Annotated in this window: 17 protein-coding genes; 7 read left to right on the top strand and 10 right to left on the bottom strand. The window is 70.8% G+C overall.

The genetic code is table 11. From position 1 onward, the window contains the following. Positions 1–28 precede the first annotated feature (28 nt). Positions 29–439, bottom strand: coding sequence for a hypothetical protein (locus FB563_RS23515; protein ID WP_055709220.1), 411 nt, complete (start codon positions 437–439; stop codon positions 29–31). Positions 440–552: 113 nt separating this feature from the next. Between FB563_RS23515 and FB563_RS23510 the strand changes: the two genes are divergently transcribed. The 5 genes from FB563_RS23510 to FB563_RS23490 all read left to right on the top strand — a co-directional run bounded on the left by FB563_RS23510 (position 553) and on the right by FB563_RS23490 (position 5,834). After that, positions 553–1,062, top strand: a complete 510-nt coding sequence (locus FB563_RS23510) for a tetratricopeptide repeat protein (RefSeq protein ID WP_411573219.1) — start codon at positions 553–555, stop codon at positions 1,060–1,062. 109 nt (positions 1,063–1,171) lie between these two features. Beyond that, positions 1,172–3,088: a hypothetical protein gene (locus FB563_RS23505; protein WP_055709218.1), complete on the top strand. Its 1,917-nt coding sequence runs from the start codon at positions 1,172–1,174 to the stop codon at positions 3,086–3,088. A gap of 92 nt (positions 3,089–3,180) precedes the next feature. Continuing rightward, the gene (locus FB563_RS23500) at positions 3,181–4,059 is read left to right on the top strand and encodes a metal-dependent hydrolase (protein WP_055709217.1); all 879 of its coding nucleotides are present in this window, start codon (positions 3,181–3,183) and stop codon (positions 4,057–4,059) included. Beyond that, complete coding sequence (locus tag FB563_RS23495; protein ID WP_055709216.1) at positions 4,059–5,081, top strand: PDR/VanB family oxidoreductase; 1,023 nt, start codon at positions 4,059–4,061, stop codon at positions 5,079–5,081. The genes FB563_RS23500 and FB563_RS23495 overlap by 1 nt, the downstream gene beginning before the upstream one ends. A 36-nt stretch (positions 5,082–5,117) precedes the next feature. Continuing rightward, positions 5,118–5,834, top strand: a complete 717-nt coding sequence (locus FB563_RS23490; protein WP_107100761.1) for a TetR/AcrR family transcriptional regulator — start codon at positions 5,118–5,120, stop codon at positions 5,832–5,834. A gap of 1 nt (position 5,835) precedes the next feature. Here the strand turns inward: FB563_RS23490 and FB563_RS23485 are convergent, their stop codons facing one another. From FB563_RS23485 to FB563_RS23455, 7 genes are all read right to left on the bottom strand, one after another. Continuing rightward, positions 5,836–6,201 (bottom strand): 5-carboxymethyl-2-hydroxymuconate Delta-isomerase, encoded by a 366-nt coding sequence (locus FB563_RS23485; protein ID WP_055709214.1) that lies wholly within the window; start codon positions 6,199–6,201, stop codon positions 5,836–5,838. 34 nt (positions 6,202–6,235) lie between these two features. Then, positions 6,236–11,611: a pullulanase-type alpha-1,6-glucosidase gene (gene pulA / locus FB563_RS23480; protein WP_055709213.1), complete on the bottom strand. Its 5,376-nt coding sequence runs from the start codon at positions 11,609–11,611 to the stop codon at positions 6,236–6,238. A gap of 194 nt (positions 11,612–11,805) precedes the next feature. Then, positions 11,806–13,182, bottom strand: coding sequence for an alpha-amylase (locus FB563_RS23475; RefSeq protein ID WP_199832976.1), 1,377 nt, complete (start codon positions 13,180–13,182; stop codon positions 11,806–11,808). A 167-nt stretch (positions 13,183–13,349) separates the two neighbouring features. Next, on the bottom strand, positions 13,350–15,035 hold the full coding sequence (locus tag FB563_RS23470) for a glycoside hydrolase family 13 protein (RefSeq protein WP_142218875.1): 1,686 nt from the start codon (positions 15,033–15,035) through the stop codon (positions 13,350–13,352). A 168-nt stretch (positions 15,036–15,203) separates the two neighbouring features. Further along, entirely contained in the window at positions 15,204–16,109 is a 906-nt protein-coding gene (locus FB563_RS23465; RefSeq protein WP_055710439.1) for a sugar ABC transporter permease, read from the bottom strand. A gap of 19 nt (positions 16,110–16,128) precedes the next feature. Beyond that, positions 16,129–17,133 (bottom strand): carbohydrate ABC transporter permease, encoded by a 1,005-nt coding sequence (locus FB563_RS23460; protein WP_055710440.1) that lies wholly within the window; start codon positions 17,131–17,133, stop codon positions 16,129–16,131. A 101-nt stretch (positions 17,134–17,234) separates the two neighbouring features. Next, positions 17,235–18,509, bottom strand: coding sequence for an extracellular solute-binding protein (locus tag FB563_RS23455; protein ID WP_055710441.1), 1,275 nt, complete (start codon positions 18,507–18,509; stop codon positions 17,235–17,237). Between the two features lie 345 nt (positions 18,510–18,854). Here FB563_RS23455 and FB563_RS23450 point away from each other — a divergent pair, with 345 nt between their 5' ends. Then, a complete protein-coding gene (locus FB563_RS23450) occupies positions 18,855–19,889 on the top strand; it encodes a LacI family DNA-binding transcriptional regulator (RefSeq protein WP_055710442.1) in 1,035 nt (344 codons plus the stop codon). Between the two features lie 68 nt (positions 19,890–19,957). Further along, entirely contained in the window at positions 19,958–20,821 is an 864-nt protein-coding gene (locus FB563_RS23445) for a phosphatase PAP2 family protein (RefSeq protein ID WP_199833052.1), read from the top strand. Between the two features lie 20 nt (positions 20,822–20,841). Here FB563_RS23445 and FB563_RS23440 read toward each other — a convergent pair whose 3' ends face one another. Together FB563_RS23440 and FB563_RS23435 are read right to left on the bottom strand one after the other, a co-directional pair. Next, positions 20,842–23,835 (bottom strand): bifunctional [glutamine synthetase] adenylyltransferase/[glutamine synthetase]-adenylyl-L-tyrosine phosphorylase, encoded by a 2,994-nt coding sequence (locus FB563_RS23440; protein ID WP_055710443.1) that lies wholly within the window; start codon positions 23,833–23,835, stop codon positions 20,842–20,844. 237 nt (positions 23,836–24,072) lie between these two features. Then, entirely contained in the window at positions 24,073–24,984 is a 912-nt protein-coding gene (locus FB563_RS23435) for a DUF72 domain-containing protein (RefSeq protein WP_079049109.1), read from the bottom strand. Positions 24,985–25,035: the final 51 nt, after the last annotated feature.

The raw sequence follows: 25,035 nt of genomic DNA, 5'->3' as shown, positions 1-25,035 counted from the left end.
CTCCCGTCACCGGCCTTTCCGTTGCGTCTCAGCCGCCGTGCCCGGAATGGGAGGCGTGGCCGGCGTGGTTCGTGCCGATCTCCACGTCCCCGCCGAGCGTGCCGCGCAGCGCCTCGACCACCCCGTCGTCGCCGACGGCGACCCATTTGCGGCCGACGAGGTAGTAACCGCCGTAGTCCTTCGCGTCGTTGATCCACTCGCGCTGGCCGCGGTCGGTGGAGAAGGTGGCGAGGATGAACTTCCCGTCGGTGTTCGTGCAGATGGCCTGGCGGATCGTGTCGGCGTCGGTCTGCATGTTCGGCTTGCACTTCACCTCGGCGGCCAGGCTCTCCAGGCTGCCGGTCGCGGTGGGCGGGACCGTCTTGGTCTCCCCGCCCGAACCGCAGCCCGCCAGCGCCAGTACGGCCGCGGCGGCCGGCAGCAGTCGTGTCACCCTCATCTGTTCCTCCGGTCCTGTGGGCCAAGCATGCCTCAGCTCCTTCGGATACGGCTCCGGGCCGCCGTCCGCTCAAATCCGGTGCCCGAGTGGCACGGGTGTGCGAAGGTGACCCGGTGAACCAGAACTGGGAAGACCGCGTGGCCGCCGCCTGGGCCACCTTCGACGACTATCCGGAAGAGCGCGCCCACGAGTTCCGCGCGGTGATCGACGCCCTGGTCGCCGAGCTGCCGGACGACAGCCCGCTGGGCCCCTTCGAGCAGGCCTGCGCCTGGGATTCGACCGGGCACTCGGACAAGGCGGTGCCGCTGTACCGGGAGGCACTGGCGCGCGGGCTGAGCGAGGCGAGCCAGTACAAGGGCCGCCGGGCCAAGATCCAGCTGTCCAGCTCGCTGCGGAACATCGGGGAGGCGGAGGAGGGCGTCAAGCTGCTCACCCCCGAACTCGACGCACCCTCCGACGAGCTGGACGACGCGGTACGGGCCGCTCTCGCCCTGTGCCTGTCCAGCCTCGGCCGCGACCGCGAGGGTCTCTCCCTCGTCCTCGGCGCCCTGGCCCCCCATCTGCCGCGCTACCAGCGGTCGATGGCGAACTACGCCCGCGCCCTGGTCGACCCGCGGGACTGAGGCGCCGGCTGCCGCACGCCGGCGGACCGAGGGCCGAGCGGCGGACCGCCGACAGGCCGAATCACCCATCCGGTGGTGACCAACCCACGGCTCGCTCGTTCTCCATGACGTGCAGTCACAGGATGTAGCCCAGCGTCACGCACCCGCCTCCGGGAACACCGGACCGTTCGATGTCGAGCAGGCCGAGGCCGCGCTCGTCGAGCACTATCCACGGCTGGTCCGGATCGCCTATCTGGTGCTGCCGCCGGGCCTCGGCCGCAGCCGCCGGGTGCTGACCGCGCACTCCCTCGCCCAGCGCGCCCTGCCCAGCGGCCGGGGGCGACAGTCCGTGATCCCGGCCCAGACCTCCGAACCCGAGGGCGACCCCGGGTACGCGTTCCTGCGCGAGCGCGTCCTGCGTACGGCACTGGAGGCGGCCCGGCCCCGCAAGGGCCTGCCCCGGCTCTCCCAGCTGCCGCCGCTGCTGCCCCAGGTCTGGGGCCTGAGGCTGTTCCCGCGCTCGGGCGGCGCCGACGAACTCGCCCTGGACCAGCGGCTGTCCGCCCTGTCCGGTCCGGCCCGCGCCGCCTATGTGCTGCGCGGTCTGGAGAAGCTCTCCGACGCCGAGATCCGCAAGGTGCTCACCGCGGCCGGGGTGGACGACCCGGGCGGCGCGCTGGCCTCGGCGAACGGCGTGCCCACGCAGCCCGCGCTGCTCTCCTCCCCCGAGTTCGACCCCTGTCTGCTGCAGGCCCGGCCCACCGATCTGATGCGCCGCCGCCAGCACACCAAGGCCGCGCTCGCCGCCGCCGCGGCGCTCGCGGTCTGCGGGGCACTGATCACCCTGCCCTCGGGCGGCTGGGGCCCGGACGGCGCCGCCGCACCCGTCTACGCCGGGAACCCGGCCGCCGAGGCCGCCCTCGACCCCGCCCGGCTGATCCAGGTCTCGCCCGCCGACTGGAAGACCTCCGCCCGCACCGACTTCTCGGTGTGGCCCGCGCGCGGCCCGCTCACCGGGGACACGGACCTGCTGCGCCGCGCCCTCGCGGTGTGGGCCCGCCCCGGCGCCACGGTCCACGTCTCGGCGACCCCCGGCACCCAGACCGGCGGCCCGGCCGGCCCGCCCCAGCTGCTGTACGCGGGCCAGGTGGCGGGTGCCCGCGTGGTGCTGCTCTACGACGGCCTGCGCATCGCCCGTTACGCCGAGCCGGTCGACGGCACCCAGGGCGCGGTCCTCGACCTCGCCCGGGTCGACGGCGCGACCGGCGCCGAGGCGAGCGCGCTGGTGCTGGGCCGCTCCGACGGCAACGCCCAGTACCTGACCGCGCCCTGGGTCAGGAAGGTGGCCTCCCGGAACCTGATGAAGCCGGACTCGGACACGACCCCGGTGAAGGTCACCGACGGCATCACCGCGCCGCTGGCCAGCCCCGCGCTGCAGCCCGGCAGGTGCACCTCCTGGACCGTGCTCCAGCTGACCGGCGCCTCCGGTACGTCACTCACCACCGACCTGGGCGAGCTGGTACCGGCCCACCTCACCGCGGGCCGGCCCGGCTCGCCCGGCGAGGCGTCCGGACCGGCCGGGCTGCGGGCCTGGGCGCCGTTCGCCTGTGCACTGGACGCGGAGCGCTCCGGCGGGGTGCGCAGCGTCAACGCCTGGTCGTTCGCCGGCCAGCCGCTGCCCGACGGCAGCGGGGCGGCCTCCTGGGTGTGCGCCAGGGCCGAGACCTGGCGCGGCGACGGCACGGGCGCGCTGGCCCTGTTCGGCCTGCCGGGCCGTCCGGTCGGGGCGCTGGTCGCCCGGGGCACGGACGCGCGGGCCTGCGGGCCGCGTGATCCCCATGTGCTCGCCGGGGTGCTGTGGAAGTCCGCGGCCGGGCACTGGTATCTGCTGGCGGCGGGCGACAAGGACACGGCGTCGATCCGCGCGGGCGGCGGGGTCACCGCGGCCGGGGAAGGGCAGTTCCTGGTGGCCCGGGCCAAGCAGGGCGCCCGGGCCACGCTGAAGGCCACACGGACGGACGGGACCGAGGTCGACGGACTGAAGTAGGGCCCGTGAGGCAGGTCCCTTTATTGACACCAACGTAAACAAGCCCTGTCGCAGGGGTTCTCAGCGGGCCTACCCGTCAGTACATTGACGCCATGTCTAACACGCAGGCCCGGGTGCCGCTCAAGGCACGCAAGGTGTCCTTCTCCTGGGACGGCACGCCGCTGCACTGGGTGCCGGAGGATCCGTTCACCACGCACACCATCAACGTGCTGCACCTGCTGCTGCCCGCCGGTGAGCGGTGGTTCGTGCACGTGTACAAGCAGGTGCTGCCGTACATACGCGACGAGCGGCTCCGCGAGGACGTCATCGGGTTCATCGGCCAGGAGGCCATGCACTCCCAGGCCCATGACGAGGTGCTGCCGCACCTGCGCGAGCAGGGGCTCGACCCGACGCCGTACACCGCGCAGGTCGACTGGTTCTTCGAGAAACTGCTCGGCGACCGGACGCTGCCGCCGGGCCGGCCGCGCCGGTGGTGGCTGATGGAGCGGGTCGCGCTCATCGCGGCGATCGAGCACTACACCGCGTTCCTCGGCAACTGGGTGCTCAACGCCGAGGAGCTGGACCGGCGCGGCGCCGACCCGACCATGCTGGACCTGCTGCGCTGGCACGGCGCGGAGGAGGTCGAGCACCGCTCGGTCGCCTTCGAGCTGTTCATGCACGTGGACGGCAGCTACCGCCGGCGCGTACGCACCTGGGCCACCGCCTTCTCGGCGCTGGTGTTCCTGTGGCAGCGCGGGGCGCGTTTCTTCATGGAGAACGACCCGACCCTCATCGACGGCAAGGCCACCTTCAAGGACTTCTACGTCCGCGGCAGGCGGGGTCTGCTGCCCGCGACCGGGGACATGTTCCGGTCCATCCCCCGCTATCTGAGCCGTGACTACCATCCCTCGCAGGAGGGCGACACCGAGCAGGCCGTCGCCTACCTGGCCTCCTCGCCGGCGGCCACGGCGGCGGAGAGGAGGGCCGCCTGATGCCGAAGCTGCGCAACGTCGTGCTCGTCGCGGGCGCCGCCCTGCTGGCCCGGCAGGCCCTGCGCCGCCGTATCCAGGCCTCGCCACTGTGGCCGATGCCCGCACTGGAGGAGCCCGTCTCGGGCCGGCCGCGCTCGCGGGCCCTGCGGCTGCTGGTGACCTCGCACGAGACGGTGGCCGAGGGGGTCGTCCAACTCCGGCTGGAGGGGCGCGACCTGCCGCGCTGGGAGCCCGGAGCGCATCTCGACCTCGTACTGCCGTCAGGGCTCGTACGGCAGTACTCGCTGTGCGGCGACCCCGAGGACACCTCCTCGTACACCGTCGCGACCCGGCTGGTCGTCGGCGGGCGGGGCGGCTCGCGCGAGGTGCACGAGCAGGTGACGGAGGGCATGGAGCTGCAGGTGCGGGGGCCCCGGAACCGCTTTCCGCTGGTCGAGGCGGAGTCGTACGTCTTCGTCGCCGGCGGTATCGGGATCACCCCGCTGCTGCCGATGCTGCGCGCACTCCCGGACGGTGCCGAGTGGCGGCTGCTGTACGCGGGGCGCGACAGGGCCTCGATGCCGTTCCTGGAGGAGGTCGCGAAGCTGGGCGGTGACCGGGTGACCGTAGTGGAGGGGCGGCCGGACCTCGACGCACTGGAGGTGGGCGAGGGCGCCGCCCTCTACTGTTGCGGTCCCGAGGGGCTCATGACGGCCGTCGCGGAACGCTTCCCGGACGTCCGTCTGGAACGGTTCGCACCCCGTACGTCGTCCGGCGGCAACACGGAGTTCGAGGTCGAACTCCGGCGCACCGGACGGACGTTGACCGTGCCCGCCGACTCCACCGTGCTGGCCGCCGTACGCCGGGAGCTGCCGGACACCGCCTACTCCTGCGAGCAGGGCTTCTGCGGTACCTGCCAACAGCGGGTTCTGGAAGGGGAGATCGACCACCGCGACGAGCTGCTGACCGACGAGGAGCGCGCCGAGTCGATGCTGATCTGCGTCTCGCGGGCCCGAAGCGATCGTTTGGTGCTCGACATGTGAACACCCGCGGTCGAACCCGGTCGGTAAGGTGTGCCCATGAGTACCGGGGTTCGCCGCAGGATGGGCGTCGAGGAGCGGCGGCAGCAGCTGATCGGCGTCGCCCTCGACCTGTTCAGCCGACGCTCGCCCGACGAGGTCTCCATCGACGAGATAGCCACGGCCGCGGGCATCTCGCGGCCGCTCGTCTACCACTACTTCCCCGGCAAACTCAGCCTGTACGAGGCCGCGTTGAAGCGTGCCTCGGAGGATCTCGCCGGCCGCTTCGCCGAGCCGCACGAGGGCCCGCTCGGCGCGCGGCTGCTGCGGGTGATGGGCCGCTTCTTCGACTTCGTGGACGAGCACGGCCCCGGTTTCTCGGCGCTGATGCGCGGCGGCCCGGCCGTCTCCGCGGACGGAGTCCGCTCGAAGGACCACGTGTCGGCCACGAACGCCCTCATCGACTCCGTGCGCCAGGCCGCGTACGAGCAGATCCTGTCGCACCTGGGCGTCACCGACGCCTCCCCGCGCCTGGAGCTGGTCGTCCGCTCCTGGATCTCGCTCGCCGAGTCCACCGCGCTGATCTGGCTGGACGGGCGGCGCATCCCGCGCGCCGAGCTGGAGGTCCAGCTGGTGCACGACTTCGCCGCGCTGGCCGCGGTCAGCGCCGCCCACGACGAGGGCATGGCGACCCTGCTGAAGGAGATGGTCAAGGACGAGCCGGCCGACGGCCCCTTCGCGGAGCTCGTCGGCCGGCTGCTGTCCTTGGCGCCCTGAGCTACCGGTCGAACTTCCGGTACGACGGGTCCAGGTCGCGGACCTCGGCGGAGGCGTGCAACAGCGGGAACGCCACGTCCGCCACATGCCTGCGCAGCAGTTCCAGCACCGCCTCCGTCAGCCTTGCCTTGGTCTCGTCGCTGCGGCCGGCGAGGAGCCCGATCGTCACGTGCACGATGGCGTGACCGCGCACCCCTGGGTCCTCGTACCCGTACGCCGTCTGCGTGCTCGACCGGAACAGCGTCTTGCAGGCCTCCGGCTTCGCCGCCGCGATCTCCACGGTCGCCTCGTGCAGTGCCCGCGCGAAGCCCGCCCGGTCGAAGGCGTTCTCCATGGTGTCGGAGTAGTCGACGGTGATCTGCGGCATTGCGCACTCCTGTTCTACGGCAACGGACCCGACCCTACTTCGCCGCCCGGCTGAACACCGCCACCGTCCGCGCCGGAACGCTGAACGTGCCCGTACCGGCCGCGTAGGCGGAGGTCCTCACCACCGGGTCGGCACCGGAGGCCTGCACCGGATGCAGCTGGTACCGCGTCCCGGCCAGGTCGCCGATCCTCTGCTCCTGCCGCTCCGGGGTGGCGTTGAAGACGACGACCAGGTCGCCGAGCTTCATCGTGATCACACCCGGTGTCTCGTCCTTGCCGGACAGCGGGAAGGACAGCTGGTCCTGCACCTGCGTGGCCGTGCCGAGCGAGAACGCCTTCTCTGTCGTGCGGATCCTCAGCAGGTCCTGGTACGCGGCGGAGGCGCCGGTGATCTGCGGGCAGCCGACCCGCACGCCGGCGAGCAGCGGCCGGGCGTAGTCCCACTTGGACTGGTTGTCGGCGGCCATGGGCAGTCCGCGCCCGAAGCCGTTGCCGTCGGCGCAGCTCCAGTGGATGGCGTTGAACCAGTCCCCGCTGTCGAAGGAGTTGCGGTCCAGCGACTTCGAGCGCAGCAGGTCGGTGCCCGCCTGGGACAGGGACGGCCCCTGGGAGAGGGCGGCCGTGGCCATCGCCAGGACCTGCATGCGGGCCCGGTCGGAGGCGGAGGTGTCCTTCGGCAGCTTGTAGGTCAGGGCGTCGAACAGCGACTCGTTGTCGTGCGCGTCCACATAGGCGAGGGCGTCGCCGGGTGCGTCCGCGTAGCCGGCGGGCGAGCCGTTGTAGTCGATCTCCGCCCCGGTGACCTCCTTGCCGTCGGTGTCCGTGAAGCGGTACTTCGCCAGGTTGCCGCTCAGCCCGACCTTGATCAGGTCCTGGTAGTGCAGCAGGCGCGCCTTCTGTTCCTCCTTGGTGCCGTTGGCGGTGGAGGAGTTGGGGTCGGTGTACAGTCCGGACGCGAAGCCCTGGACGCCGGGGTCGGAGTCGAAGGGGCTGCCGCCGCGCACCGCGTCACGGGCGCGGTCGGAGAAGGTGGCGATGCCGGTGCCGGCCATGTTCTTCTGCGTGGCCTGCACGAACCGGGCGTCGTTCGCGACCTCGCCGAAGTTCCAGCCCTCGCCGTACAGGATGATCTTCCTGCCGTCGACGCCGTCCTTCTCCGGGGTCAGCGCGTCGAGGGCCTTCCTGACCGCGAGGATGTTGGCCTTCGGGTGGTGTCCCATGAGGTCGAAGCGGAACCCGTCGACCTTGTACTCCTTGGCCCAGGTGACGATCGAGTCCACCACCAGCTTGCCCATCATCGCGTTCTCGGGTGCGGTGTTGGCGCAGCAGGTGCTGTTGGCCACGCTTCCGTCGGCGAGGAGCCGCTGGTAGTAGCCGGGCACGATCCTGTCGAGGACGGAGGTGTCCGCCTGGCCACTGGCCGCCGTGTGGTTGTAGACGACGTCCATGACGACCCTGAGGCCGTCCTGGTTGAGCGCCTGGACCATCCTGCGGAACTGGACCGTACGGGCGGTGCCGTCGGGGTCGGTGGCGTACGAACCCTCGGGGACCGTGAAGTGGTACGGGTCGTAGCCCCAGTTGTAGGCGTCCTTCGCGGCGGTCTTCGCCACGCACGCCTGCTGCTTGTCGGAGTCGGGTGCGTAGGAGGCCAGGTCGCAGTCGGTGCTCGCCTGGTCGGCTTTCTTCTCCGGGACGGTGGCGAAGTCGAAGGCGGGCAGCAGGTGGACGTACGACGTGCCGGACTTCGCCAGTTCCCGCAGGTGCCTGGAGCCGTCGCTGCTGCGGTCGGTGAAGGCCAGGTAGGTGCCCTGGTCCTGCGCCGGGACGGTCTTGTCGGCGACCGAGAAGTCCCGGATGTGCAGCTCCTGGATCTGCGCGTCCTTCAGCGGTACGGCCCTGGGCTTGTGCAGGGCCGACCAGCCGCTCGGGGCGAGGGCCTTGTCGTTCAGGTCGACGAGGAGGCTGCGCTCGGAGTTCGCGGTCAGGGCGACCGAGTAGGGGTCGGTCACCTTGTTGGTGACCATCTTGCGGACGCTCGGCGCCCACACCTTCACGACGTACCGGTAGGGCTTGCCCTTCCAGGACGCCGGGCCGGTGACGGACCAGACGCCGGTGGTGTCGTCGCGGTGCATCGCATGGGTCGAACCGTCCAGCTCCAGTGACACGTTCCGTGCCGTCGGCGCCCAGACGGAGAGGGTGGGCCTGCCGTCGTGGAAGACCGGCCCGAGCGCGGCCTTGGTGGCGCCGGGGTAGAGGTCGTCCAGCACGCCCGCGATCTGCACGCCGGTCGCGGCCAGGACGGCACCGTTCACGGCGCGCTGCGAGGCGACGAGCTGGCCCTTCAGCGCCTCGCGCACCCGGGCCCGGTCACGTGGGTCGACGGACCAGGCGGTGTAGTCCTTCAGATGCGGGAACCTCGCCTTCTGGGCGTCGGTCAGCGTGGTCTTCTCCAGCCGGATCCAGCGCTCGTCGTCGCTGGTCAGCGCCCCGTCCTTGACCGCGATCGAGCCGTCCGGGGAGTACAGCAGCTGGGTGGAGGCGGCGCCGTCCACGCCGTTCCAGGCGACCGTGTCCCGGTCGATCCAGATCGCCTTGGACGTGCTCAGGTCGAGGGCGGCCGCGCTGCCCGCCGGCTGCGGCAGCAGGTACTTCTCCTGCCCGTTCAACAGCCACACCTCATAGCCGCTCGCCTTGAGGTCCAGGGACTGGTCGGCGGGCAGGTCCTTCTCGTCGCCCTTGTGGATGATGTAGCTGAGGCTGGTGGCACCCTCGGTGAGCGGCACCTCGAAGACCGCGCCATAGGCATCAGTCTTGACCGGCTTCAGCGGGTTCGACCAGTCGGTGGGGTTCGCGGCACCCGTCCAGACGTGCAGGCCCCAGCCGTCGTAGTCGCCGTCGGCCCGGTGGTAGTGGATGACCGCCCTGGTCCTGTCCTGCGCCGGGTAGTCGGGCCTCTGGGTCAGTACGTCCGGCTTCCCCTGCTCGACCCAGACCTCACCCGTCTTGGTGACGTCGATGCTCCGGTCGGCGGAGACGTCCTTGTTCCCGTTCTTGTCGACGACCAGGAAGCCCACGTTCGAGGCGCCCGGCTTGAGCTTGACGTAGGCGAAGGCGCCCCAGGCGTCCCGGCCGACGAAGGGGTGGCCGGCCGGCCACGTGGTGGCCTCGCCGTCGGCGATGTCGCCCCAGGCGTACAGGCCCCAGTTGCCGTAGTCGCCGTCGGTGCGCCGGTAGTGCACGATCGCGTAGTCGCGGGAGGAGGCCGTGGGGACCTCGGGCGCGGGCGGGGTGCCGGAGGTGCTGCTCGCCGTGGCGCTCGCGGTGTGCCCGGCCGAGTCGATCACGACGGCCTTGTAGCGCAGCGCGGTCCCGGCGGGTACGTCCTTGCCGAGGGTCTGGGTGACCTTGTACGGGGCGTGGTCGGCGGAGCCCAGCACCTGCCACTTGGCGTTTCCGACCTGGGCGGCGAAGACGACCCGGTTCAGCCGGCCTCCGTCGACGTCGGCGCCGAGCTCCACCGTGCCGGTGGCTCCGGCGGCCGGGGCCTTCAGGGTGATCGTCGGCGCGGCGGCGGGCCCGGCGAGGGTGCCGGCGGCCTTGTAGACGACGGCGGACCCGGCCGGGACAGTGACGCCGATCTTGCGGTCGCCGTCGGAGGTCACGGTGCCGGTGGCGCCGTAGATGCCCCGGTACGTCATGCCGGCGGACCCGGTCGGGAAGGTCGCCGTCTGCGCCGAGCCGGCGTTGTTGAGGGCGACGACGTACTCCTGGCCGGTCTTGGCGTCCGTGCGGGTGAAGGCGTAGATCCCGGCGCCGTCGGCGGCGTAGCGCTGGGTCTGGACTCCGTCGGTGAGGGCCGGGTTGGCCTTGCGCAGCTCGGAGAGCGCGGCGATCTGCCGGTAGAGGGGCGCCGAGGGGTCGTAGGAGTCGCTCGCGTGGGTGCGGGTGGTGCCGATCTCGTCGTCGTCCAGGTAGTCGGCGACCTTGGAGGCGAACATGGTCTGGCGGGCGTCCTTGTCGCCGCCGGAGCCGGTGAAGCCCTGCTCGTCGCCGTAGTAGACGACCGGGTTGCCGCGGCTGAGGAACATCAGCTCGTTGGCGAGCTCGTCCTTCTTCAGGATCTCGGCGTCGGTGGCCTTCGGGTTGTCCTGCTTCAGGAAGTACCCGATGCGGCCCATGTCGTGGTTGCCGAGGAAGGTGACCTGCTCGTACGCGTTGGCCTTGTCGGTCGTGTACTTGTAGTCGTCACCGAAGACGCCCGCCAGCTTCTGGGCGCTCGCGCCCTGGGAGGCGTAGGCGCGGGCCGCGTCCTGGAAGGGGAAGTCGAGGGTGGCGTCGAGGCGGCCCTGGGTGACGTACGGGGACGTGATGTTCGTGTCGGCGGAGTAGACCTCGCCGAACATGAAGAAGTTCTTCCGCCCGTGCGCCGCCGCGTAGCGGTCGAGCGCGGTCGCCCACTGGGTCCAGAACGGCATGTCGACGTGCTTGACGGTGTCGATCCGGAAGCCGTCGACCGCGAAGTCCTTCACCCACCGCTCGTAGATCTTCTCCATGCCGTGGACGACCTCGGGACGCTCGGTCCACAGGTCGTCCAGGCCGGAGAAGTCGCCGTAGGTCGCGGACTCGCCGGTGAAGGTCGAGTCGCCCCGGTTGTGGTACATCGTCGGGTCGTTGAGCCAGGCCGGGACCTTGGACCGGCTGGTGACCTGCGGGGTGTACGGGAAGGAGGCGCTGGAGACGGCCGGGAACCTCTTGCCGCCGTCCGCGTAGTCGGCGTCGTCGAAGGGGCGGCCGTCCTCGGTCAGGTAGGGGAAGGCGCCCTTGGAGCGGTAGTCGGAGGAGTTCTCCTGGTGGTTCACGACGTCGGCGGTGTGGTTCGTGATGACGTCGAAGAAGACCTTCATGCCCTTGGCGTGCGCCTTGGAGATGAGGGTCTTGAGGTCCCGGTTGGTGCCGAAGTGCGGGTCGACCTGGGTGAAGTCGGTGATCCAGTAGCCGTGGTAGCCGGCGGAGGCATTGCTCCCGGTGCCCTGTACGGGACGGTTCTTGAAGATGGGGGCCATCCAGATGGCGGTGGTGCCCAGGCCCTTGATGTAGTCGAGCTTCCGGGTCAGGCCCTTGAGGTCGCCGCCCTGGTAGAAGCCCTTGTCGGTGGGGTCGTAGCCGGTGCTGAGCCGCGAGCCTGTCAGGCCGCCTTCATCGTTGGATTTGTCCCCGTTGGCGAAACGATCCGGCATGACGAAGTAGAACTGCTCGCGGGTGTCGTCGTGCCGGGCGGGCTGGGCGGCGAGCCGCGCGTCCGAAGGAGGCGCGGGCGGCGGGGAGGCCGCCTGCGCGGCCAGTGGCTGGATCAGGGCGGCGGCGAGGGCTGCGGCGGTGACGGCCGCGGCCCGTCTCGCTCTCGGTATCACAGGCGGTAACTCCTAGCGGATGCGGCTCTCTTGGATCCCTTGGGTCCGACCCCGCGCGACCGTATCGCCGCCGAAAGGTTTACAGCAAGAGTCTTGAAACACATAGCAAGACGTTTCAACGTCAATCCTGCGGTGCGGAGGGCGAGTCCTGGTCGCCGCGCCCGGGCGGCGACCAGGACCTCACCCGTCGTTGCTCAGCAGCTCGACTTCCCCGCATAGATCGCCAGCGCCGTGTTGGCACCCAGGGTGGCGGTGAACTGCCCACTGGAGTTCACCGTCACCGTCGTGTTGTTCTGGACGTTGCAGTACGTCCCGGCAGCCAGCGAGGTCTGGTACGTCCGGGTCAGGGACGAGGACTCGTGGTTGATCGCCACGTACCCCTTGCTCCCCCGACCGAACGCGATCGCGTTGTTGCCGTCGTCCCACCAGTTGGTGACCGACTGTCCGCGGGTCGCGTTGCGGAAGGCGACCATGCGGATGATCTCCGGCCAGGCGTGCTGGCACTTCCAGCCGTCCTGCCAGCAGGCGTTGACCTGGCCGCCGTTGGGCGGGCCGGCGTCCGCGTCGGACCACTCGTAGCCGGAGTTGATGTCGGGGGCGCCGTAGGGCCAGGCGAGCATGAAGACGTTGGCCAGGGTGTAGTTGGCGCCGTCCTTGTAGTTGAGGGTGGAGCCGTTGCGCTCGGTGTCGTGGTTGTCGACGAAGACGCCGGCCACCGAGCTGCTGAGATAGCCCCAGGGTTCGCCGAAGTTGTTCAGGTAGGCCAGCTTCTCGTTGTTGAAGACGCGCTTGAGGTCGTAGGCGTAGCGGAACTCCTGGACGTCTCCGTTGCCGGTGTACTCGGAGGGCTGGACGGCCTCGTTGGCGCCGTAGATGACCTCCTGCTTCCAGTAGACGGCAGGGTTGGTCAGGCGGGACTTGATGTTCGCCAGGTCGTCCGCCGGGATGTGCTTGGCCGCGTCGATGCGGAAGCCGTCGGCACCCAGGGAGAGCAGGTCGTTCATGTAGCCGGCGATCGTCTTGCGGACGTACTCCTCGCCGGTGTCCAGGTCGGCGAGGCCGACGAGTTCGCAGTGCTGGACGTTCCAGCGGTCCTGGTAGTTGGTGACCTGGGAGGTGCAGTCGTCGAAGTCGGGGTACGAGTACAGGCCGGGGTAGTCGTACTTGCTGTACGTCGAGCCGCCGGTGCCGGTGCCGCTGCCCGCCGACATGTGGTTGACGACGGTGTCGACGACGACCTTCAGACCGGCCGCGTGACAGGTGTCGATCATGTTCTTGAAGGCGGTGCGGTCACCGAGCCGGCCCGCGATCCTGTACGACACCGGCTGGTACGACGTCCACCACTGCGAGCCCTGTATGTGCTCGGCGGGCGGGGAGACCTGGACGTAGCCGTAGCCGGCGGGGCCGAGGGTGCTGGTGCACTCGCGGGCCACCGAGGCGTAGTTCCACTCGAAGAGGACGGCGGTGACGTCCTTGGTGCCGGGCGGGGAGGCGTCCGCGGTGGTCGGGTTCATGCCAACCAGAGCGGCGGCCGTGAGGGCGGCCACCGCGGGGAGGGTTCTGCGTGCCATGTGGGGGTCCTTCGTCCTTGAAGGCTGGGAAAGACCGCTTGAAGGCGCTTGCTGCAATGTTTCAGCAAACTTGCGGTGACGCAGATGTTAAAGGCCCGCCGCCTGAAAGGCAGCGGGCCGTTGTGAAGTTGATGCAAGAACTTGTCGACGGGCCGTCAGGCCGACCGTCAGACGGCCGTGAACCACACCGTCGTGTCGGCGGGCACCTTCGTCTCGTCGTCGGCCTCGGTCACCTCACCGCTGGCGAGCAGCACCCGTCCGTACGCGGGGGTCGTCACCGCCTCCCCCGTGGTGTTCGCGACGCACACGAACTCCCCGCGCCGGAAGGCCAGGACGCCCTCGGGCGCCCGCAGCCACTCCACCGTGTCGCCCGCGCCGAGGTCCGGCCGGGCACGGCGCGCGCTCAGCGCGGACCGGTACAGCTCCAGCGTCGAGCCGGGGACCCCCGTCTGCGCCTCCACGCTCAGCTCGCCCCAGCTCACCGGCTGCGGAAGCCAGCTGCCGCCGCTGCCGAAGCCGTACGACGACCCCGTACGGGTCCACGGGATCGGCACCCGGCAGCCGTCGCGGAAGCCGTCCTGGCCGGCGCCGCGGAAGTACGCCGGGTCCTGGCGGACCTCGTCGGGCAGGTCCACGACGTCGGGCAGGCCCAGTTCCTCGCCCTGGTAGATGTACGCCGAGCCGGGCAGCGCCAGCATGAGGAGGGTCGCGGCGCGGGCCCGGCGCAGGCCGAGTTCGCGGTCACCGGCCGTGCGGATCTGGGTGCCGAGGCCGGGCGGGTTGGCGAAGCGGGTGGCGTGCCGGGTGACGTCGTGGTTGGACAGCACCCAGGTGGCGGGGGCGCCGACCGGGCGCATGGCCTCCAGGGTGCGGTCGATGACCGTACGGAGCTCCTTCGCGTCCCACTCCGTCGCCAGGTACTGGAAGTTGAAGGCCTGGTGCAGCTCGTCGGGGCGGACGTAGTTGGCGGTGCGCTCGACGGTCGGGGTCCACGCCTCCGCCACGAAGATGCGCTCGCCCGCGTACTCGTCGAGGATCCTCCGCCACTGACGGTAGATCGCGTGGACGCCGTCCTGGTCGAAGAACGGCATGACATCGTTGCCCAGCAGTTTGAGCTGGTCGTGGGAGCCGAGGTCGGGCAGGCCGTCGGCCTTGACCAGGCCGTGGGCCACGTCGATGCGGAAGCCGTCCACGCCCATGTCCAGCCAGAAGCGGAGGATCGAGCGGAACTCGTCGCCGACGGCCGGGTGCTCCCAGTTGAAGTCGGGCTGCTCGGGCGCGAAGAGGTGCAGGTACCACTGGCCGGGGGTGCCGTCGGGCTCGGTCACCCGGGTCCAGGCGGGGCCGCCGAAGATGGACTCCCAGTCGTTGGGCGGGAGTTCGCCGTTCTTCCCCTTGCCGGGGCGGAAGTGGTAGCGCTCGCGCAGCGGGGAGCCGGGGCCCTCGGCGAGGGCGCGCTTGAACCACTCGTGCTGGTCGGAGGAATGGTTCGGCACGAGGTCGACGATGATCCTCAGTCCCAGCTCGTGGGCGTCGCGGATCAGCGCGTCGGCGTCCAGCAGGTTGCCGAACATCGGGTCGACGGCGCGGTAGTCGGCGACGTCGTAGCCCGCGTCGGCCTGCGGGGAGGCGTAGAAGGGGCTGAGCCACACGGCGTCCACGCCGAGGTCACGCAGGTACGGGAGGCGGGAGCGTACGCCTTCCAGGTCGCCCATGCCGTCGCCGTTGCTGTCGGCGAAGCTGCGCGGATAGACCTGGTAGATGACGGCGTCCCGCCACCAGTCGCGGCGGCGGTCGGCGACGGCGGCTGCGGCGGAGTGGTGGGCCGGTGCGGCAGAGTGCTGCTGGCTCATGGCGTCCTTGGTCTGTAACGGAGTTCGGTTCATGGGCGCGTGGGTGCGGCGGCGGATGCGGGTGGGCCGGGGGTGCGGGTGCGAGGCGGCCGCGGTGACAGCGGGGTCGGATGGGCACCGCGGCCGCCTACCCGCGCGGTGAGGCGCGCGGGAGTCCCGGGGCGGGCGTCAGCCCTTGGTGCCGCCGGCGGTGAGGCCGGTGACGAGGTTCTTCTGCACGAGGTAGAAGAACACCGACACGGGTATCGCGATCAGCACCGCGGTGGCGGCCATGTAGTTCCACTGGGCGTCGTGCTCGCTGACGAAGGTCTGCAGACCGACGGCGAAGGTGTACTTGGAGTCGTCCAGCATGAAGGTCGTCGCGAAGGCGACCTCGCCGACCGCGGTGATGAAGTTGTAGAAGGCGGCGACGGCGAGGCCCGGGCGGGCCAGCGGCAGGATCAGCCGGAAGAAGGTGCCGAAGGGGCTCAGCCCGTCGACGCGTCCGGCCTCGTCGATCTCGAAGGGGATGGTGTCGAAGTACCCCTTGAGCAGCCAGGCGCTGTACGGCACGGCGGTGGTGCAGTTGATGACGATCAGCGCCCAGTAGGTGTCGATGAGATCGAGCTGGCTGAAGATCTCGTACATCGGCACGATCAGGATGGCGATCGGGAAGGCCTGGGTGAGCAGCAGCACCCACATCAGCTGCTTGTAGCCGGGAAAGCGCATCCGGGAGACCGCGTAGCCGGTGGTGGCCGCGACGAAGACGCCGATCAGCGTGGTGCCGCCGGCCACGATCATCGTCGACTTGAACCAGTCGAAGAAGCCGGTGTGCTGCAGCACGAAGCTGTAGTTGGAGAAGCTGAGCTTGCCCAGGATCTTGCCCGGGTGCAGGTAGTCGTCCTTCTCGGGGCCGAGCGACAGGAAGATCAGCCAGGCCACCGGGGCGAGCGCGATCAGGCTCGCGACGGCGAGACCGCCGTGCAGGAGGGCGGCGCCGAGCGGGCCGCGTTCGCCGCGCCGGCGCAGGCGGCGCGGGGGCTGCGCGGGGGCGGCGGGTCCGGCCTCGGTCTTCTCAAGGGTCGTGGTGCTCATGGCGGCTTCTCCTGCGGCGTCAGACGGCGAGCTGGTCATTGCGCTTCAGCCAGCGGAAGTAGAAGGAGGTGAAGACGGTGATGATCGACAGCAGCAGTACGCCGTAGGCGGCGGACTGGGCGAAGTCGCGCGGCTGCTGGCCGAAGCCCAGGAAGTAGGCCCAGGTCACGAGGATCTGGGCGTCCGGGGCGCCGGTCGGCCCGAACAGCAGGAAGATGATGGCGAACTGGTTGAAGGTCCAGATCATGCCGAGGAGGACGACGGTGGAGCTGACGGACCTCAGTCCCGGCAGGGTGACGTGCCGGAAGCGCTGCCAGGCGCTGGCGCCGTCCATCTCGGCGGCCTCGTAGAGCGAGGAGTCGATGGACTGCAGGCCGCCGAGCAGCGAGAGCATCATGAACGGCACACCGCACCAGGTGTTGACCATGATCGCGGCGAACCGCTGCCAGAAGGTGTCCTCGAGCCACTGCGGCTCCGGCAGATGCACCGCGTGCAGGATCTGGTTGAGCACGCCGGAGTCGGAGAGCATGATCCGCCACGAGAAGACCGTGACGAAGGTCGGCACGGCCCAGGGCACGACCAGCAGCACCCGGTACAAGGTGCGCCCGCGCAGCTTCTCGTTGAGCATGAGCGCGAGGCCGAGACCGATGGTGTAGTGCAGGAACACGCAGGCGACCGTCCAGAAGACGGTCCACAGGAAGTGCGACCAGAACCGGTCGTACGACAACGGGCCGAACAGGATGTCCTTGTAGTTCCCGAACCCGATGTACTTGTAGGTGGCCGGGATGTGGTTGACGCCGATCGTGCGCGCCGAGTTGAGGCTGTTGGCGTCGGTGAGGGTGAGGTAGACACCGCGGACCAGCGGGTAGCCCACGATCACGGCGAGCACGATGACCACCGGGGCGATCATCGCGTAGGCGTACCAGTACTTCTGGTAGCCGTGTCTGATGCGCTGCCCCAGCCCGGGCCGAGGCGCGCGGTCACCGCGGCGCTTGCCGGTCGCGCGGTCGATGGCGACTGTCATGGTTCGACACCTTCAAAACGATCAGGGGGTGGGCCGGGCACAGGGCGGTGGCCGCCGGATCCTTCCCCTCCTGACGAGAGGATCCGGCGGCCACACGGGCGTCACTTGCTGAAGTCGGGCACCAGCTTGGCGATGGCGACCTCGGCGTTGCTCAGGCCCTTGTCCAGCGGCTCCTTGCCGTCGGCGATCTTCGGCAGCTCGGTGTCGAGCGGACCCCACAGGCTGCTGTACTCGGGCAGCGCCGGGCGGGGCTGGGCGGCGGGCAGGACGGCCTGGTAGCCGGCGATGCCGGGGTCGGCCTTGACCTGCGCGGTGTAGGCGTCGTCACGCGTGGGCAGGGTGGAGTTCTTCAGCGCGATGGTCTCCTGGGAGGCCGCCGAGGTCATGAACTTCACGAACTTCAGCGCCGCGTCCTGGTGCGCCTTGTCCGAGCCGGCGTAGACCGCGAGGTTGTGGCCGCCGGTCGGGGCGCCCGCCTTGCCGGTGGAGCCGGCCGGGACGGTGGCGATGCCGAGGTTGGACTTGTCCTTGAAGGCGCTGCCCTTGTAGAAGTTCGTGATCTCCCAGGGGCCCTGGACGATCGCGGCGACCTTGCCGTTGACGAACGCGTCCTGGATGTGGGCGTAGGCGTCGGCGGTGGTGTCGGCCTTGTGCAGGCCCTTGCCGGAGAACGTGCTCAGCCAGGTGCCGTAGGCCTTCTTGGCGGCGGGCGAGGCGACGGTGATCTTCTTGGCGGCAGCGTCGACGGTGTCGGTGCCCTCGCCGTAGAGGAAGGTCTGGGCGTAGTAGGCCGCGGTGGAGCCCCAGTAGCCGTAGGTGCCGGTCTTGGCCTGGATCTTGGCGGCGTCGGACTTCAGCTCGTCCCAGGTCTTGGGGGCGTCGGTGATGCCGGCCTTCTTGAACAGGGCCTTGTTGTAGACGAGGGCCAGGGTGTCGGTGACCAGCGGCACGCCGTAGGTCTTGCCCTGGTACTGGGCCTGCTTGATCAGGCTGGGCTGGAACTTGGCCTGGTCGGCGAGGGCCTCGGTGCCGTCCAGCGGCAGGAAGTAGCCCTTCTTGGCGAAGGCCGGGGTCCAGCCGACCTCGGAGCGCAGCACGTCCGGGGCACCCTTGGAGCCAGCCGCGGTGTCGAACTTGTTCTGCGCCTGGTCGAAGGGGACGTTGACGTACTTGACCTTGATGTTCTTGTTGGCAGCCTCGAACTGCTTGATCAGGGTCTGGTACGTCGGCGCCTCGTTCGTGGCGTTGGAGGTGTCCCACCAGGTGATGGTGACCGGGCCGTCCGACTTGCCGCTGTCGCTGCTCCCGCCGCCGCAGGCCGTCGCCGCGAGGGCGAGGGACGCCACCAGCGCGGAGGCCGCTATGCCACGCCGCATGAGTTCTCCTTGAGGGTTAAAGCCCGTGTGAGGCAGGGGCGGTCCCGTCCGCCGTCCCTGCGGTCTTGCCGACAGCGCCGTTGCGGCGGCCGGGCGACCAGGAACGTAACAGCGTTGTAAGCGTTGCGAAAGACCTTGCAGAAAAAAAGTGCAAGGGAACACGATGGTTACCCCGTCGTTACCGCTCACCGGAGCAACGACACTTGTGCAAGACTCTGCAAGCTCTTGCCGCCACCAATTCGAGGGAGCCCGATGAGGCAGCAACCCAGGGCGGGCCGTCCGGCCGCTCGCGCACGGCGTCCCGTCGGTGTGCAAGGCGGCATACGACCGGTACAGTCCAGTGCCGTGACCACACGGCTTGCCGACATCGCTGCGCAGGCGGGGGTGAGCGAAGCGACCGTCAGCCGGGTCCTCAACGGAAAACCGGGCGTCGCCGCCACCACCCGCCAGTCCGTGCTCGCCGCGCTGGACGTCCTGGGCTACGAGCGCCCGGTGCGGCTGCGGCAGCGCAGCGAGGGGCTGGTCGGCCTGATCACACCGGAGCTGGAGAACCCGATATTCCCGGCCCTGGCCCAGGTCATCGGTCAGGCGCTGACCCGCCAGGGCTACACGCCGGTGCTCGCCACCCAGACCCCCGGGGGGTCGACCGAGGACGAGCTGACCGAGATGCTGGTGGACCGGGGGGTCGCGGGGATCATCTACGTCTCCGGGCTGCACGCCGACACCACCGCCGACATGCAGCGCTATGAGCGGCTGCGGGCGCAGGGCGTGCCGTTCGTGCTGGTGGACGGGTTCTCGCCGAAGGTGCAGGCGCCGTTCATCTCCCCCGACGACCGGGCCGCGATGACGCTGGCGGTGACCCACCTGGTGTCGCTCGGGCACACCCGGATCGGGCTCGCCCTCGGCCCGAAGCGGTTCGTGCCGGTGCAGCGCAAGATCGAGGGCTTCGTGCGGGCCGTGCAGGACCAGCTGGGGCTCGCGGCCGAGGTGGTCGAGACCGAGCTGATCCAGCACTCGCTGTACACCCTGGAGGGCGGTCAGGCGGCCGCGACCGCGCTGATCGACCGGGACTGCACGGCCGTGGTGTGCGCCAGCGACATGATGGCGCTCGGTGCCATACGAGCCGCCCGGCAGCGGGGCCTGGAGGTGCCCCGGGACGTGTCGGTGGTCGGCTTCGACGACTCCCCGCTGATCGCCTTCACCGACCCGCCGCTGACCACGGTCCGCAAGCCGGTGCCGGCGATGGGCCAGGCCGCGGTGCGCACGTTGCTGGAGGAGATCGGCGGGACGCCCGCGCCGCACAGCGAGTTCGTGTTCATGCCGGAGCTGGTGGTGCGCGGTTCGACCGCTTCGGCGCCGAATGTCGTCCGTATGTCGTAGAAGGTGCGTCCCGGACCCGACCTTGGGATGATCGGTCGAGGAAGCCTTTTCTGGCAGACTTGATGGCTATGAGTGACTCGACCGTGACGCAGTCGGAAGGTCGCGAGGAGGTGGCCGTTCCGCAGGCCGTCACGGGCGAGGACCGAACGCGTCTGCTGGTCCGGCTACGACGGCCGCGGCGGCCCCGGCTCTGGTTCGAGATCCTTCTGATCGCGGTGAGTTACTGGACGTACTCGCTGATCCGCAACGCCGTCCCGGAGCAGAAGAGCAAGGCGCTGCGCAACGCCGACTGGATCCTCAGCGCCGAGCACCATCTGGGCATCGCCGTCGAGCGGTCCGTCAACCACGCCGTCAACTCGGTGTCTTGGCTGATCATCGGGATGAACTACTACTACGCCACGCTGCACTTCGTCATCACGATCGGTGTGCTGGTCTGGTTGTACCGGTGGCATCCGGGCCGGTACGCGGCGGCGCGGCTGGCGCTGTTCGCGACCACCGGTGTGGCACTCGCCGGTTACTATCTGTTTCCGCTCGCGCCGCCCCGGTTGATGCGCGACGGGCACTTCGTGGACACCGTGATGGTGCACCACACCTGGGGCTCGATGGCCTCCGGCGATCTGAAGCACATGTCGAACCAGTACGCGGCGATGCCCTCGATGCACATCGGCTGGTCGCTGTGGTGCGGGCTGACCGTCTTCGCGCTGGCGACCGTGCCCTGGGTACGGGTACTGGGCCTGCTCTACCCGGCGGCCACCCTGCTGGTCATCGTCGCCACGGCCAACCACTTCTGGCTGGACGCCGTGGGCGGAGTGCTCTGCCTGGCCTTCGGGTTCACGGTGGCGCGGGTGTGGTACGGCGCGCTGCCGTACGCGCTGCCGCGGGTGACCCCGGCGGCGGCCCTCGAACCGGTCGGTGCCGCTCAGGCCGCGTAGATCGTCCGGGGCCGGACGGATCAGTCCGCGTAGAACAGCTCCTCCACCACCGTGCGGGCCCTGCGGGTGGTACGGCGGTAGGCGTCCAGCATGTCGCCGGCGTGCCCGGCGCCGTAGCCCAGGTAGCGGCCCACGGCGGCCAGCTCGCGCGGCTCGGTGGGGAAGGTGTCCCCGGCCCGGCCGCGCACCAGCATCACCGCGTTGCGCACCCGCGTCGCCAGCACCCAGGCCTCGTCCAGGATCTCCGCCTCCTCCGCGGACAGCAGCCCGGCCTCGCGGGCGGCGGCCAGCGCCTGGCGGGTGCGGGTGGTGCGCAGACCGGGATGGTCCCAGCCGTGCCGCAGCTGGAAGAGCTGCACGGTCCACTCGACGTCGGACAGCCCGCCCGGGCCCAGCTTGGTGTGCAGCTTGGGGTCCGCGCCGCGCGGCAGGCGCTCGGACTCCATCCGGGCCTTCAGCCGGCGGATCTCGCGTACGGCATCCTCGCCGAGGCCGTGCGCCGGATAGCGCAGGGGGTCGATCAGCTCGGTGAAGCGACGGCCCAGGTCCTCGTCCCCGGCGACCGGCTCGGCCCGCAGCAGCGCCTGGGACTCCCAGACCAGGGACCAGCGGCGGTAGTACGCCTCGTACGACTTCAGGGTGCGCACCAGCGGGCCCGACTTGCCCTCCGGGCGCAGGTCGGCGTCGATGAGCAGCGGCGGGTCCGAGCTGGGCAGCTGCAGCAGGCGGCGCATCTCGGCGACGACCTTGTTCGCGGCGGTGGCCGCCTCGTGCTCGTCCACGCCGTCCTGCGGCTCGTGCACGAAGACGACGTCCGCGTCGGAGCCGTAACCCAGCTCGTGGCCGCCGAACCGGCCCATCCCCATGATCGCGAACCGGGTGGGCAGCATGTCGCCCCAGCCGTCCCGGACCACCGCCCGCAGAGTGCCGGCGAGGGTGGCGGCCGTGAGGTCGGAGACCGCCGCGCCGACCCGGTCCACCAGGGCGCCCTGGTCGGCCTCGGCGGGGCTGGTCTCGGTGCCGTAGGAGCCGACGATGTCGGCGGCAGCCGTACGGAACAGCTCGCGGCGGCGCACGCCGCGGGCCGCGGTGACGCCCTGCTCGGCGTTCTCCGCGCGGCCCACGGCGGCCAGGATCTCCTGCTCCAGGGGAGCACGGCCGCGGGGTGCGAGGCCGCCGCCGTCGCCGTCGCCCAGCAGGGCCACCGCCTCGGGGGCGCGCATGAGCAGGTCGGGGGCGAGGCGGCCCGCCGACAGCACGCGGGCCAGGTTCTCCGCGGCCGCCCCTTCGTCCCGGAGCAGGCGCAGGTACCAGGGGGTCTTGCCGAGCGCGTCGGAGACCTTGCGGAAGTTCAGCAGGCCCGCGTCCGGGTCCGCCGAGTCGGCGAACCAGCCGAGGAGGACGGGGAGCAGGGTGCGCTGGATGGCCGCCTTGCGGGTCACGCCGGAGGCCAGGGCCTCCAGGTGGCGCAGGGCGGCCGCCGGGTCGGCGTAGCCGAGGGCGACGAGGCGCTCGCGGGCCGCCTCGGGGCTCAGGCGGGCCTCGCCGGGGGCCAGTTGGGCGACCGCGTCGAGGAGCGGGCGGTAGAAGAGCTTCTCGTGCAGCCTGCGTACGACGCCGGTGTGCCGCTTCCACTCGCGGTTCAGCTCGGCCACCGGGTCGGTGCGCAGGCCGAGGGAGCGGCCGAGGCGCCGCTGGTCCTCCTCGGCGACCGGGACGAGGTGGGTGCGGCGCAGGCGGTAGAGCTGGATGCGGTGCTCCATCGCGCGCAGGAAGCGGTACGCCTCGTCCAGGCGGGCGGCGTCCTCGCGGCCGACGTAGCCTCCGGCGGCGAGGGCCTGCAGGGCGTCCAGGGTGGTGCCGCTGCGCAGGCTCTGGTCGGTGCGGCCGTGCACCAACTGCAGTAGCTGGACGGCGAATTCGACGTCGCGGAGGCCGCCGGGGCCGAGTTTGAGCTCTCGTTCGATCTCGGCCGCCGGGATGTTCTCGATGACGCGGCGGCGCATCTGCTGGACGTCCGCGACGAAGTTCTCGCGTTCGGCGGCCTTCCAGACCATGGGTTCGAGCGCGTCGACGTACGCCTGGCCCAGTTCCGCGTCGCCCGCCACCGGGCGGGCCTTGAGCAGGGCCTGGAACTCCCAGGTCTTCGCCCAGCGTTGGTAGTAGGCGAGGTGGGAGGAGAGGGTGCGGACCAGGGGGCCGTTGCGGCCCTCGGGGCGGAGGTTGGCGTCCACCGGCCAGATGGAGCCCTCCACGGTGGTCTCCGAGCAGATCCGCATCAGGTGCGAGGCGAGGCGGGTGGCGGCGGTGAGCGCCTTGGCCTCGGTGGTGCCCTCGGCCGCCTCCGCCACGAAGATCACGTCCACGTCGGAGACGTAGTTCAGTTCGTGACCGCCGCACTTGCCCATCGCGATCACCGCGAGGCGGCAGGCGGCGGCGTCGCCGGGGGCCTGCGCCCGTGCGATGGCCAGGGCGGCGCGGAGGGTGGCGGTGGCGAGGTCGGCGAGTTCGGCGGCCGTCTCGGCGACGTCCGTGGTGCCGCAGACGTCGCGGGCGGCGATGGAGAGCAGGCAGCGGCGGTAGGCGACGCGGAGGGAGACGGGGTCGGTGGCCTCCGCCAGGCCGCGCTCGAACTCCTCGACGCCGGGGTGGAGGTCTCTCGGCTCGTAGGTGACCAGGGCGTGCCAGTCGCTCGGGTGGCGGGCCAGGTGGTCGGCGAGGGCGGCGGAGGCGCCGAGGACGCCGAGGAGGCGGTCGCGCAGGGGCTTGGCCGCGATGAGGGTGTCCAGCAGTGAGCGATGGGCCGTGTCGCCGTCCTGGGCCTCCAGGAGCCGGACCAGGCCGTGCAGGGCGAGGTCGGGGTCGGCGGTGGCGCCCAGGGCCTCCAGGAGGACGGGGTCGTTGCGGACGGGGGCGAGTTCCGGGCCGTCGAGGAGGCGCTCGGCGGCGGAGGGGTCGGTGAAGCCGTGTCGGAGCAGGCGGGTGAAGGTACTGCTTCTGCGCCCCGGCGTCATCTCCGTGGCCTCCCCTCGGATGCGGTCGTCCTGGCCAGAGCCTAACCGGAGGGGCGGGGGGTGGCTTGGGGACGGCGGGGTGGGGTGCGCCGCCCCCACGGGTGCGGTACCGGGTGCGGGTACGTGGTCGCATGCCTGCGGCGGCCTGTGCGGGTGCGTCGCGGCCGGTGGCGCGGCTGCCGTCGTGTGGGCCGGTGCCGCGCCGGGTGGTGTCCGTCCTCGGGGCCGGCGGGCTGTTCATTCAGGGTTGGACGAGTTGGCGCCGGCCGCCGCGGGCGGACACCATGCCCCATGTTCCCTGCCCATGTCGCGCGGCTGCGGCACCGTCGCGTCCAGCAGGTCGTGCAGGGCTTGCGCCGCCTTCGGCGCCGCGTCGCCGCAGCAGTTGTTGAAGAGGACGTGGACTTCGTCCGTGGCCTGCGCCAGAGCCCGGACGCGGGGTAGCCACTCGGTGAGTTCGGAGGGGGTGTAGGTGTGGCGGAAGCGGTCCTCCTTGCTGCCGGTGCCCCAGTGCGGGCTGCGGCCGTGGAAGCGGATCAGGGAGAGGCGGGGAGTGGTGACGTGGGCGGTGGGGGGCAGGCCGGGTGCGTCCACCGCCACGGCCGTGGCGTTCAGGTCCTCGAGAAACGCGGTCGTGCGGTCGCTCCGCCACCAGGCGGGGTTGCGGAACTCGACGGCGAAGGGCCAGTCGCGGGCCCTTTCCCGGGCGGCGCGGACGAATGCCTCGGCGTCCGGGCCGGGTGTGAGGCGCGGGGGGTACTGGAAGACGAGCGTGCCCAGGCGATCCGCGGCACGGAGGGGGGCGATCGCTTCGGCGTAGCGATTCCAGACCTCCTCCAGGAGGCCCTCGTCGCGAGGACGCCCCCGTAAGTCCTCGGGAAGGGCGGAGGGTCGGGTGGGGTGGTCGGTGAGGAGGGAGAAGGCCTTGACGTCGAAGCGGAAGCCGGGTGGGGTCCGGTCCGCCCAGAGGCGGGTGGTGCGGGGGGCCGGAAGGGCGTAGTAAGGGGAGTCTGCCTCCACGACGGGGAAGCGGTTCGCATAGTGGCGCAGGCGGCTCTCCGGGTCGCGATTGCCGGGCGGGTACCAACCGCTCGCCAGGAGTGCGCGGTCGGTCCAGCCGCAGGTGCCCACACGGATCTTCGCTGTCATGGGGCGGGGGTACCCGGCGTTCATCCGGTCTTCACTCGTGAGGTTGGCTCG

The organism is Streptomyces puniciscabiei (genome assembly GCF_006715785.1).
Lineage (GTDB): Bacteria > Actinomycetota > Actinomycetes > Streptomycetales > Streptomycetaceae > Streptomyces > Streptomyces puniciscabiei.
The sequence above is the reverse complement of the archived record's forward strand: the minus strand, read 5'-3'. Positions and strand labels throughout refer to the sequence as shown.

Coding starts and splice junctions, on each gene's coding strand:
- FB563_RS23515 (WP_055709220.1), bottom strand. CDS start 439: ATGAGGGTGACACGACTGCTGCCGGCCGCCGCGGCCGTACTGGCGCTG.
- FB563_RS23500 (WP_055709217.1), top strand. CDS start 3,181: ATGTCTAACACGCAGGCCCGGGTGCCGCTCAAGGCACGCAAGGTGTCC.
- FB563_RS23495 (WP_055709216.1), top strand. CDS start 4,059: ATGCCGAAGCTGCGCAACGTCGTGCTCGTCGCGGGCGCCGCCCTGCTG.
- FB563_RS23490 (WP_107100761.1), top strand. CDS start 5,118: ATGAGTACCGGGGTTCGCCGCAGGATGGGCGTCGAGGAGCGGCGGCAG.
- FB563_RS23485 (WP_055709214.1), bottom strand. CDS start 6,201: ATGCCGCAGATCACCGTCGACTACTCCGACACCATGGAGAACGCCTTC.
- FB563_RS23475 (WP_199832976.1), bottom strand. CDS start 13,182: ATGGCACGCAGAACCCTCCCCGCGGTGGCCGCCCTCACGGCCGCCGCT.
- FB563_RS23470 (WP_142218875.1), bottom strand. CDS start 15,035: ATGAGCCAGCAGCACTCTGCCGCACCGGCCCACCACTCCGCCGCAGCC.
- FB563_RS23465 (WP_055710439.1), bottom strand. CDS start 16,109: ATGAGCACCACGACCCTTGAGAAGACCGAGGCCGGACCCGCCGCCCCC.
- FB563_RS23460 (WP_055710440.1), bottom strand. CDS start 17,133: ATGACAGTCGCCATCGACCGCGCGACCGGCAAGCGCCGCGGTGACCGC.
- FB563_RS23455 (WP_055710441.1), bottom strand. CDS start 18,509: ATGCGGCGTGGCATAGCGGCCTCCGCGCTGGTGGCGTCCCTCGCCCTC.
- FB563_RS23445 (WP_199833052.1), top strand. CDS start 19,958: ATGAGTGACTCGACCGTGACGCAGTCGGAAGGTCGCGAGGAGGTGGCC.
- FB563_RS23440 (WP_055710443.1), bottom strand. CDS start 23,835: ATGACGCCGGGGCGCAGAAGCAGTACCTTCACCCGCCTGCTCCGACAC.
- FB563_RS23435 (WP_079049109.1), bottom strand. CDS start 24,984: ATGACAGCGAAGATCCGTGTGGGCACCTGCGGCTGGACCGACCGCGCA.